Origin of the sequence: Gelidibacter sp. (assembly GCF_035577925.1) — a bacterium.
In the GTDB taxonomy this organism is placed as follows: domain Bacteria; phylum Bacteroidota; class Bacteroidia; order Flavobacteriales; family Flavobacteriaceae; genus Gelidibacter.
Window position 1 is genome coordinate 40,017 of the sequence record NZ_DATJCY010000194.1, and the last position, 7,311, is coordinate 47,327.

The following is a 7,311-nucleotide window of genomic DNA, read 5'->3' on the forward strand; positions in this document are numbered from 1 at the left end:
GGAGTGCTACTTTATAAGTATTCACTCCTTTTGTTTTTTAGTTTGTTTTAGATTAGATGGTTATAATCTTCTTTATCTTATTTAAGATCTAACAGTCTCTTCAGCTTCATATCCAAAAAGATGTTTCTCTTTTATAGTTTTTGAAACACCCAATGGTAACATTTCTTCCCATCCTTTTTCGCCTTCGGCAATGGATTTAAGCACCGATCTGGAGAAAATAGTAAGAATGGATGGATCAAAATCTGTGATATCCACAACTTTTCCGTTGTACTTAAAGAATTTATACAATTCTTTCATACGTGGGTGTACTTTTAAGTTTTCACTATCCATAATAGTGCCGTCTTCATTGAGCATAGGATACAGATATACACGTAAATCTTTAAAGAACAATTTGCCAAAAGCCTCCAAAATACCTCCACTTAAATGGCGGTAATATTTTTCATCAAAAATATCTATTAAATTATTGACGCCCATGGATAATCCCATTCGGTTTTTAGAATATTGAGAGAAATATTCAACCAACTTATAATATTCCTGAAAATTGGAAATTAAGACCGTATGGCCCAGTGAACACAGTAATCGTGCTCTGTCCATAAAATCCTGTTCGTCAATTTCACCTTCAGCTCTCAAGTTTGATAATGTAATTTCAAAAACAACTTGGGTATTGTTCGGATCCACTTTGTTTTCCTTTAAGAACATATCGTATGATTTTTCAAACATATCAATATTCACCTTTGTAACGGGTCTAAAACTACCGCGCAATGCCAAGATGTTTTTCTTATATAGAATTTTTGCAGGAAGTACGTTGTTCCCATCGGGAGCGAACATTACCGCATCGGTCATATTGTTTTTCACCAATTGTAAACTCATCAAACGGTTATCAACATTTTCAAATATTGGTCCGGAAAAGTTAATTGTATCAATTTCAATTTGATCTTGATCCAAATGGTCATACAGGTAGCGTAACAACTTTTTGGGTTCATTATATTTATAAAACGCCCCATAAATGAGGTTTGTTCCTAAAATCCCCAAGGTTTCTTGTTGTAAACGCGCATCATTCTCTCTAAAGCGTATATGAAGAATAATTTCATTATACGGTTGGTCGTGGTCAATTTGATATTTAATTCCTACCCAGCCATGACCTTTGTATTGTTTGGCAAAATCGATGGTTGTTACCGTATTGGCATAAGAAAAAAACATTTTGTTGGGATGTTTATCTCTTGAAAGGCGTTCTTCAATCAATTTAATTTCGTGCGACAACATTTTTCTTAAGCGTGCCTCAGTTACATATCGTCCATCTTCTTCAACGCCGTAAATAGCATCGCTAAAATCCTTGTCATACGCAGACATCGCTTTGGCAATTGTCCCTGAACCTCCGCCTGCTCTAAAAAATTGTCTTACAGTTTCTTGGCCTGCTCCAATTTCAGCAAAAGTTCCATAAATATTTTCGTTTAAATTAATACGAAGAGCTTTATTCTTTAATGACGGAATTTCTTCAAATTCTCTGTCGCCTTTTAAGGTAATCTCCATGTTTATAGATTGAATTTATAATCCTTACAAAGGTACCAAATTGCTGTCTCAAACAAAAAATTAAACTTACTTTTGTTCCAAACTAAACATGCTTTGAGAGTTATATTTTTAGGCACCGGCACATCGCAAGGAATTCCAGTAATTGGAAGCACTCACCCCGTATGTTTAAGTGAAAATCCAAAAGACAAACGGCTTCGTGTTTCGGTGTTGGTAGAATGGAATAATTACACGTATGTCATTGATTGCGGGCCTGATTTTAGACAGCAAATGCTCAATGCCAAATGCACCAAATTGGACGGTATAGTTTTTACTCATGAGCATGCCGATCATACCGCAGGTTTGGACGATATTAGGCCGTTTTATTTTAATCAGGGCGATATTCCTATTTATGGCCATAAACGCGTTTTAAAAGCACTCAGAAAACGATTCGACTATATTTTTGAAACTGTCAATAAATATGCAGGTGCGCCAGGAGTCATTCCTATTCCAATTGAAAACAAGCCTTTTAGATTGGGCGACCTAGAAGTTGTGCCCATTAATGGATTGCATCATAAATTGCAGGTTTTTGGATTCAGATTTGGCGATTTTGCCTATTTGACAGATATGAAAACAATTAAAAACTCTGAAATTAAAAAACTAAAAAATGTCAAAGTACTTGTTGTTAATGCTTTGAGGGAAGCAGAGCACATTTCTCATTTTAATCTTGAAGAAGCTTTGGCACTTATTAAAAAAGTACAACCGGAACGAGCGTATTTGACGCACATTAGCCATATGCTTGGATTTCATGACGATGTTGAAAAAAAACTTCCTGCAAATGTCTTTTTGGCCTATGATAATTTAGAAATAAACCTATAAAATTTATGAGAAGAAAACTCTTAATGTACGCATTTGTCTTTGTCTGTTTACTATCCTTATTTCAATATGTAAATTCAAAAAATATATTTGATACCTATCAGGAAAAAATGACAAAACATATTGAAAGAGAACAAGTATTAAAAGATTCCATACAACATTTGAACAAGCAATTGATGGACTTAAAAAATCAACTTGAGACAAAGCAAGACTTAAAATAAAAAGGTTGAAATTCTAGATATCTTAATTTAGAATTTCAACCCATAATTTTATATTATTTCAAATTTAGATATCCAGTCGTTTATTTAACCAACTTCTAAATTCGTAAAAATTTTCGGGAGCAACCCCATGGCCGGTAGGAAATTCTTTGTATGTGTTTCTGATTGATAAAGCATTCAAAAACTGAGGTACTTTTCTGGCCCATTCCACAGGGATCACCTGATCTACGCTTCCATGCGAACTGTAAATACCGATATGCGAATAATCTTTGGTTTCAATATCATCAGGCAACATTTCAGGACTGATATAACCGCTTAAAGCAATGATATTCTTAACTTTTTCAGGATAAGTTAAAGCTACGGCATAACTCAAAATAGAACCTTGACTAAACCCTAAAATAGAGATGTTATCCTTATTTATTGGATAAGTTTCTTTGGCTTCATCAATAAATTTGGCAATTAAATCTCTTGATTTTATGGCTTGGTCGTTGTCGTTCCATTTGTTCATTTCAGCATCAAAATTGATGGCATACCACGCGTTTCCATAAGGTTGTAATTCATAAGGTGCACGCACCGAAATGATAAACAGTTCTTCGGGCAATTCGGAAGCAAATCCAAAAAGGTCATTTTCGTCACTGCCATAACCATGAAACATGATAAGAGCAGGTGCGCTTTCTTGTAAAGATGAAGGTCTTACAACGTGATGTAAAGATAATTCAGACATTATAATTTTTAATTGATGTTTTTAAACCATTCCTGGAATTTTTCGCCAAAGATAGGAATTGGTCGATATTCGCCTTTTACGGCATAAATAAGGGCTAAAAGCCATCCCGTAAAAGTGATGACCCAAAAGGCAGTTCCAAGAAAACTACTGACATATTTTTCTACTAAATTTGAAAAAAGAAGCATAATTATTAACCCCAACATTTGTCGAACGTGGAAAAATGTAAACGGATTGCGTTTTTCTAAATTCATGATGATGGCAATGATTAGGCCTACAAATGTTAAGTAACAAATAATGGCCAAAGTTTTACCTTCTTTAACAGTTGAATCTTGCATATTAATTTAAAACCAATTGATTATTTGAAAAAATGCCATAAACTTTCCCTTTCAGTTGATAGTTTTCAAAGATGGCGTTTTTTGAAGTAGAACGAATCATTTCTTTCGTAAAAGTGTACTTTTCATCAGGATTGAACAATGTTAACTTCGCTTTTTCTCCAACAGCAATAGGAGTGGACTGGACACCTAAACGATCTTTTCCCTTGGTCAACAGATCGATGGTTTGCTTTGTCGTAAAAATAGTATTCAGTGCGCCAAAAGCAGTTTCGAGACCAATGCTGCCGTACATCGCGTAATCAAATTCAATCTTTTTATGTTCAATATCAATCGGGTTATGATCACTGGTTACCATGTCAATCGTGCCGTCTTTCAAACCTTTAATAAGTGCATCACAATCCGATTGCGTCCTTAATGGCGGCAACACTTTAAAACGTGTATCAAATGTTGTCAGAACTTCATCGGTCAATATCAAATTATGAATGGCAACACTACAACTGACATCGAGTTTTTTAGCTTTTGCAGCTCTGATCAATTCAACCGATTTGGCTGAAGAAATCGTTGGAATATGCAATTTTCCTCCTGTATATTCCAGTAAAAATAAATCGCGGGCGATCTGTAATTCTTCCGCAAGCGTCGGATTTCCTTTTAAACCCAATGATGTACTTATGACGTTTTCATTCACAACACCTAATCCAGAGATTTTTGATTCTTGTGGAAAAGAATAAACCAAACCATCAAAATTACTGGCATATTGTAAGGCCAGCTTCATTAAATTAGGGTTTTTAACAGGTTTTTGATAATCGTAATAAGCCACGGCACCTGCATTTTTCATATCATAAAGTTCGGCCAAATCTTCACCATCCGCATTTTTTGTCAAAGCACCAATAGGATGAAGTTGAACCGAATGATCATGTGATTTTGCTTTTAAAAATGCAATATTGGTATAGTTGTCAATCACAGGATTTGTATTGGAATTGACGGCAACATCCGTAAACCCTGAATACGCTGCAGTTTCAAGTCCGTTTAACAGTGTTTCACGTTCTTCAAAACCTGGTTCTCCAAAACTCACACTACTATCAAACCAACCTTGTGAAACGTGAAGGTTGTCTAACTTAATTTCTCTGACTTTTGATGAATTTGGAATTTGTTTTGAAATCTGCGAAATAATACCATTTTCGATGAGGATATCACAAGTTTCATTTTGGAAATCACTTTTTGGATCTACGATTATGGCAGATTTTATGAGTACGTTCATTTAAAATATTTTAAGATGAGCATTTCAATGATTAAAAAAGCTAGCGCAAAAATAACAAACCATTTCCATAGCTCATGAATATTTGTGGAACTTTTTATAACATCGAGTGCCGAAGCAACAGAGCTATTTTTTATTTGTTCAGGCACCTGGGAAAGATTCATATAATGAAGACGACTTTCATTTCTATCATAATTATAACTAAGATATTGCAGCGTATGATCTTTGTTTTTGACTTCAAAAATTCCTGAAACACTAGGAACTTCATCAGTTGTCAATTCTACTTTATTGCTAAATGTCTTTTGCATTGGAATAAAGGAAACATCAGAATTATCCAATTTCAAAATATCATCTTGCTTTAAAATGGTATTGATATCAATAGTATTTTTGATGCCAATGGTATAATATAAACGCGGTAGTTTCAAACTGTGTTTTCCTATATTATAAAGTACCGGTACAATAAGCGGCGAATTTTTGAAATTTGAATTTTGTTCGTCCAAAGCAGCTGTAAACAAATAAACATTATCAGTATGTGTCAAAAAAACGCTTTGATCTTCAAAACTCAAAATATTGGAATGCGATGTATTTGCTAAATTATAAAATGAATTGACCTTTGGATATTGAAAATTGCTTACAGTTTTTTCAAAAACATCCGCCAAAAGTGGATGTGAAAAATTAATTGTTGTGATGTGTTTTTCTATCGTTGTTTTAGATGTGAAATTCGGCAAATTAAACACTCTGAGCAACTCATTATAAGTGTCGAAATTGGATTCATCTGAAGGGATAATTAAAACGCTTCCACCATTCATGGAAAATGAATTTAATGCAGTAATTAAAGCATTGGAAATGTTCTTTAGTCCATTGAGAACAATTAAATTTTGATCGCTAATAGTGTTATAATTCAATTCGTTTACATTGGCAATGACCAATTCAAATTCGTCATTGGTATAAAGTTTCTTTAAGAAATCAGCGTTTGATTCATTGATGACTAAAACCTTAATGAGTGCCTTTGTATCCAAATTAAAATATAAGGTATTATCATAATTCAAATTGGTATCATCAATAGAAATTTTTCCTCTGAAAGCTTCATTATTTGGGATTGTAAAAATAGATTCGGCTTTATCAACAATTGCAACAGCGCTTTTGGCAATGAGCTGTTCGTCTTCAAATAAGGAAACCGATACTGATTCGATAGGATTTCCTTGATTGCTTAGCGCAACGGTCAATTCTAAATTATCAACATTTGCTTTTGAAATATATAATGAATCTACACTTATATTATTTGAAGTTTGTGGTTGTAATTGTACCAGTCGATAATTAAAAACTTCATTGTTTTTTAGTTTTAAATCACTTTCTTTTTGTTGAAAATCAGAAATTAGAATAAAATTCTTAATACTTCCTTTATCTTTTGAAAATGCTTTTTCGCCTTTTAATATGGCAGCATTATAATCCAATTGATTTGGAGAGTAGGAGAGTTGTATCAAATCGTCCTTAATGGCTTTGATGTTGGTGTTTGGAAAATTATGGTTGTTGGTAAAAATGTGCAGTTTTTCATTTTCATCAATATGTTCAATCAGATCTTGAATTGCGGTATTTAGTAGCGTTCCATTGGAGCCTTTGGCTTGCATGCTAAAAGAATTATCCAAATAGATAACGGTTTCACTTTTTGTGCTAAACGTTTCTTTGGCCGATTGAAATGGTTGTGCAAAAGCAATAATCACGCAGGCAAGCAGCAATAAGCGGGTAAATAAGGTCAGCCATTTTTTAAGTTGCGAACTCTTTCGTGTTTGTAAAGCAATGTCCTTAAGAAATTGGACATTGGTAAAGGCTACTTTCTCAAAACGCCGAAATTGAAACAAATGAACAATTATAGGAATAACAAGGAGCAGTAAAGCGTAAAGAATTTCAGGATTTTTGAACTGCATTCCGTTTTTGGGTTTTTGAACTCGAACAAGTGTTCAAATATAGATAATAGGAAGATGATTGCAATATTCAAACTCGAAGAAATATAAAGATTTGTTGTGTAATTGGGGAAATTCGCTAGCTCTCATAGGTTTAATTTCATTAATAAAAATTTTTGATTTACAAACTACTAGGCAGACAGTTAAGGTTCTATTTTACTTAATCCAAGGTTTTTTGTAAAACAGATGAATTGCTTCAATACAGTAAACAGTTTTTATTATACTTTAAATGTTAAAGTTTCTTATTTTAGTAGATTCTTATGGATTTAAAATACCTAATCTAAAAAACACCGATTTCAATGTCAGAAGAACAAAAGAAAATGCTGGAGCAACAGCTCTGGAACATAGCCAATACCTTACGAGGAAAAATGAATGCCGATGAATTCCGAGATTATATTTTGGGATTTATTTTTTATAAATACTTGGCTGAAAAAATGGA

The 7,311-nt window shown here is 33.5% G+C and carries 8 protein-coding genes; 3 read left to right on the forward strand and 5 right to left on the reverse strand.

The features are described 5' to 3' along the window. Positions 1 to 81 precede the first annotated feature (81 nt). Positions 82 to 1,530, reverse strand: a complete 1,449-nt coding sequence (locus VNJ50_RS07455; protein WP_325580512.1) for a TonB-dependent receptor — start codon at positions 1,528 to 1,530, stop codon at positions 82 to 84. Between the two features lie 93 nt (positions 1,531 to 1,623). Between VNJ50_RS07455 and VNJ50_RS07460 the strand changes: the two genes are divergently transcribed. Together VNJ50_RS07460 and VNJ50_RS07465 are read left to right on the forward strand one after the other, a co-directional pair. Beyond that, positions 1,624 to 2,385 carry an MBL fold metallo-hydrolase gene (locus VNJ50_RS07460; protein ID WP_325580514.1) on the forward strand — a complete coding sequence of 254 codons (762 nt, stop codon included), beginning with the start codon at positions 1,624 to 1,626 and terminating at the stop codon, positions 2,383 to 2,385. A gap of 5 nt (positions 2,386 to 2,390) precedes the next feature. Next, positions 2,391 to 2,603, forward strand: coding sequence for a hypothetical protein (locus tag VNJ50_RS07465; RefSeq protein ID WP_325580516.1), 213 nt, complete (start codon positions 2,391 to 2,393; stop codon positions 2,601 to 2,603). Positions 2,604 to 2,667: 64 nt separating this feature from the next. On the opposite strand, the gene VNJ50_RS07470 is transcribed toward VNJ50_RS07465, so the two are convergent. Genes VNJ50_RS07470 through VNJ50_RS07485 form a run of 4 tightly spaced genes read right to left on the reverse strand, consistent with a single transcriptional unit; the run spans position 2,668 to position 6,836 of the window. Then, positions 2,668 to 3,324: an alpha/beta hydrolase gene (locus VNJ50_RS07470; protein WP_325580518.1), complete on the reverse strand. Its 657-nt coding sequence runs from the start codon at positions 3,322 to 3,324 to the stop codon at positions 2,668 to 2,670. An 8-nt stretch (positions 3,325 to 3,332) separates the two neighbouring features. Continuing rightward, positions 3,333 to 3,659, reverse strand: a complete 327-nt coding sequence (locus tag VNJ50_RS07475) for a hypothetical protein (protein ID WP_325580520.1) — start codon at positions 3,657 to 3,659, stop codon at positions 3,333 to 3,335. Between the two features lies 1 nt (position 3,660). Continuing rightward, on the reverse strand, positions 3,661 to 4,914 hold the full coding sequence (locus VNJ50_RS07480; RefSeq protein WP_325580522.1) for a dihydroorotase: 1,254 nt from the start codon (positions 4,912 to 4,914) through the stop codon (positions 3,661 to 3,663). Then, positions 4,911 to 6,836: a BatA domain-containing protein gene (locus VNJ50_RS07485; RefSeq protein WP_325580524.1), complete on the reverse strand. Its 1,926-nt coding sequence runs from the start codon at positions 6,834 to 6,836 to the stop codon at positions 4,911 to 4,913. Before VNJ50_RS07485 ends, VNJ50_RS07480 begins: the two co-directional genes overlap by 4 nt. A gap of 335 nt (positions 6,837 to 7,171) precedes the next feature. Between VNJ50_RS07485 and VNJ50_RS07490 the strand changes: the two genes are divergently transcribed. Then, positions 7,172 to 7,311, forward strand: a 140-nt coding sequence (locus VNJ50_RS07490; protein ID WP_325580528.1) for a type I restriction-modification system subunit M N-terminal domain-containing protein, incomplete at its 3' end; no start/stop codon positions are given.

Excerpts from the sequence above, each read along its gene's own strand:
- VNJ50_RS07485 (WP_325580524.1), bottom strand. The coding sequence starts at position 6,836 with ATGCAGTTCAAAAATCCTGAAATTCTTTACGCTTTACTGCTCCTTGTT.
- VNJ50_RS07480 (WP_325580522.1), bottom strand. The coding sequence starts at position 4,914 with ATGAACGTACTCATAAAATCTGCCATAATCGTAGATCCAAAAAGTGAT.
- VNJ50_RS07465 (WP_325580516.1), top strand. The coding sequence starts at position 2,391 with ATGAGAAGAAAACTCTTAATGTACGCATTTGTCTTTGTCTGTTTACTA.
- VNJ50_RS07475 (WP_325580520.1), bottom strand. The coding sequence starts at position 3,659 with ATGCAAGATTCAACTGTTAAAGAAGGTAAAACTTTGGCCATTATTTGT.
- VNJ50_RS07455 (WP_325580512.1), bottom strand. The coding sequence starts at position 1,530 with ATGGAGATTACCTTAAAAGGCGACAGAGAATTTGAAGAAATTCCGTCA.
- VNJ50_RS07470 (WP_325580518.1), bottom strand. The coding sequence starts at position 3,324 with ATGTCTGAATTATCTTTACATCACGTTGTAAGACCTTCATCTTTACAA.